Source organism: Caldimonas taiwanensis NBRC 104434 (genome assembly GCF_001592165.1).
Lineage (GTDB): Bacteria > Pseudomonadota > Gammaproteobacteria > Burkholderiales > Burkholderiaceae_C > Caldimonas > Caldimonas manganoxidans.
Map to the genome: position 1 here is coordinate 1 of NZ_BCWK01000048.1, position 2,848 is coordinate 2,848.

General features: G+C 73.8%; 1 protein-coding gene. It reads left to right on the plus strand.

What is annotated here, in order from left to right:
- Positions 1-132: 132 nt before the first annotated feature.
- Positions 133-2,848, plus strand: a 2,716-nt coding sequence (locus CTA01S_RS15815; protein ID WP_062196816.1) for a type VI secretion system Vgr family protein, incomplete at its 3' end; no start/stop codon positions are given.

Genomic DNA, 2,848 nt, shown 5'->3' on the forward strand with positions numbered 1-2,848 from the left:
GTCACACCCTGTTTCCAAAACCTGCTGGTTTTGCGGGGGTGGGGCTTGCTAGCATCCGGCGGCCGTTTTGGAAGGCCCAAGGACAAGAGGGTCAAGGGCCACGAGGCCGAGGACGAGACAGGGAGGAGTTGCATGTCCGAGCCGAAGGAGATGGCGGCGCTGGCGGCGGACTGGATGGGCTGGTGCGCCGAGGCGGGCCGGCTGCACCGCGTGCGAGGGCCGCGCCTGGGCGGGATGCTGCTGGAGAGCTTCGTGGGCTGGGAGGCGCTCAACGAGCCCTACGAATACCGCGTGCAAGTGCTGTCGCTGCGGGCCGATCACGTGCTGGAAGACTGGCTGGACAGCCGAGCCGAGGTGCTGACCGTGGGCGCGCAAGGGCAGCTGTACCGTGTCAGCGGCCACATTGCGCAGGCGCGCGCGCTGGCCAGCGACGGGGCGCTGGCGCGCTACGAACTGCTGATCGTGCCGTGGCTGTGGCGGCTGCGGCTGGGCGGGCGCCAGCGCGCCTGGCAGCATTGCAGCCTGCGCCAAATCATCGACGACGTCTTTGCCCAGTACCAGCCCCAGGCGGCCTGGCGCTGGAGCCCCGAAGTCCACGCCCACCTCCAAGCCCTGGGCCCGTGGGACTATGTGGTCCAAGGCCGCGAGAGCGACCTGGCCTTCGTGCAGCGGCTGCTGGCGCGCGCCGGGCTGGGGCTGCGCTTCGAAGAAGTCGACGGCGTGCACGACGATGCGCCGGCCCTGGGCCACCGCGCGGTCATCTTTGCGCACAGTCCCGACGAAGCCGCCTGTCCCCAACACCCCGACAGTGCGCGCGGCGGCGGCATTGCCTACCGCAGCGCCCACAGCCAACAGCCTGGCGACGGCGTGCAGACCTACCACGAACACGCCAGCCACACGGCCGCGCAGCACACCGCGCTGGGCTGGCACGAGCGGGCCAAACGCGCCCTTGCGGCCCAAGCAGTCGGTGCGGCTGCGGCGGCGGCGGCCTACGAAGACTACGAACCGCACAGTGCCGCCCCCGATGAAGCCAGCGCGGCGGCCCGCGCGCGCCTGCGCGGCCAAGCCCTACAAACCCAGGCCCTGCACTACAGCGGCCTGGCCAACGTGCGAGGCGCCCGCTGCGGCCAATGGTGGCAGCTCCAGCACCTGCCCGAGCGCGGCGCGCAACAACTGCTCCTGACCGAACTGCTGCACGTAGGCTGCGCCAACCTGCCACATGCCGTGCAACGCGCCAGAGCCCGCCTGGGCCCACCGCTGCAAGCGCTGGATTGCCCCCTGGAGCCGGCCCTGTGGGCCCAAGCGCAAGCCAGCGGCTACGCCCAACACTGGCGCGCCGTGCCGCGCCAGCAGCCCTGGCGCCCCCTGCGGCGCCCAGCGCCGCGGGCCACCGGCGCGCAAAGCGCCGTGGTCGTCGGCCCCGACGGCCAGCCCCAAGCGCCCGAAGGCTCGGCGCTGTACACCGACCGCCTCGGGCGCATCAAAGTGCGCTTCCATTGGCAACACGATCTGCAACACGACCTGCCACACGATCTGCCACACGATCTGCCACACGCCCCGACGCGCGGTGGCAGCAGCCGCAGCAGCGACCACAGCGTGTGGGTGCGCGTGGCCCAACGCTGGGCCGCCGGCGGCATGGGGGCGCACTTCCTGCCGCGCATTGGCGACGAAGTGCTGGTGGACTTCCTCGACGGCGACCTGGAGCGCCCGGTGGTGGTGGGCGTGCTGCACAACGGGCGCGGCGCCGGCGCCGTGCCTGCCACCCCGGGCGGCCGCCGCGGGCGAGCCGCCGCACCGCAGCCCTTTGCCGGCGGAGAGGACCACCGCAGCGCCGGCCAAGCCAACGAAGTGGCCGGCGGCCACAGCCCGGCCTGGCACGGGGCGGCGCCCAGCGAACACGCCCATGCCGGCGCGCTCAGCGGCGTGCAAAGCCGCGAGCTGGGGGCCGGCCCGGGGGCCAACCGGCTCGTCTTCGACGACAGCCCGGGCCAACTGCGCGTGCAAGCGGCCAGCAGCGCGCACGCCAGCTGGCTCAGCCTGGGCCACCTGGTGCACCAAGCCGGCAACCGACGCGGCAGCGCCCGCGGCCTGGGCCTGGAGCTGCGCAGCGACGCCTACGGAGCGCTGCGCGGCGCACGCGGGCTGCTGCTGAGCAGCTACGGCCAAGCCCCCGAACAACCCGCCGGCGACCCCAGCGCCGGCTTGGCGCTGCTGCAGCAAGCGCTCACCCAGGCCCAGCAGCTGGACCAAGCCAGCCGCCGCCACCGCACCGCCGCCCTCAGCGCGGCGCAAGAAGCCCTGCAAGGCCTGCAGCGCAGCCTGCAAGGCCAAGTCGGCCCCGACGCGGCGGCGCAAGCCGCCCAGACGCCGCCGGGCCACGGCGCACTGCCCCACAGCGCCACGCCGGTGCTGCAAGCCCAAGCGCGCGCCCAGCACCTCTGGGTGGCCGGCCAAGACCTGATGGCCAGCGCCGAGCACGGCGTGCACCTGGGCGCCGGGCAAGACCACCACCAGCACAGCGGCGGGGCCTGGCGGGCGCACAGCGGCCAAGCGCTGAGCGTGCTGGCTGGCGCCGCGGCGCTGCCGCAGCAGCCCGGCGGGCTGCACCTGGTGGCCGCCCAAGGCCCCATCGAACTGCAAGCCCACAGCGACCGGCTGGAGCTGGCCGCCCAACAGGCGCTGGAGCTCCAAAGCGCCAGCGCCCAGCTCCAGGCCACGGCCGCCCGCACACTCACCCTGGCCACCGCCGGCGGGGCACGCATCACCCTGCAGGCCTGCGGCCTCAGCGTGCAATGCCCCGGCACCTTGCGCGTGCAGGCCGCGCAGATCCGCATGGTGGGGCCGGCTC